Source organism: Streptomyces sp. SID5910 (assembly GCF_009862125.1).
Taxonomy (GTDB): Bacteria; Actinomycetota; Actinomycetes; order Streptomycetales; family Streptomycetaceae; genus Streptomyces.
The window spans coordinates 1-412 of the sequence record NZ_WWHX01000323.1; the positions used below are offsets into that span (position 1 = coordinate 1).

Consider the following 412-nt stretch of genomic DNA (forward strand, 5'->3'; position numbering starts at 1 on the left):
GACGCGGACCTCTACCGGCGGCGGTGTGCACGGCGAGCAGGGTCATGCGGCCGGTGGTGACGGTGCCGGTCTTGTCCAGGACGATGGTGTCGGCCCTGCGGGTGGACTCCAGGACCTCGGGGCCCTTGATGAGGATGCCGAGCTGGGCGCCGCGCCCGGTGCCGACCATCAGCGCGGTCGGCGTGGCGAGGCCCAGGGCGCAGGGGCAGGCGATGATCAGGACGGCGACGGCGGCGGTGAACGCGGCGGTCGGCCCGGCGCCGTTGCCGATCCAGAAGCCGAGCGTGGCCAGGGCCAGGGCGATGACGACAGGGACGAAGACCGCGGAGATGCGGTCGGCGAGCCGCTGGGCGGCGGCCTTGCCGTTCTGCGCGTCCTCGACCAGCTTCGCCATCCGCGCGAGCTGCGTGTC

Annotated in this window: 1 protein-coding gene; it reads right to left on the minus strand. The window is 73.8% G+C overall.

Annotated elements, in window-relative coordinates:
• Positions 1 to 412: HAD-IC family P-type ATPase (locus GTW67_RS10945; RefSeq protein WP_161164608.1), on the minus strand; the 412-nt coding region annotated here is incomplete at both ends.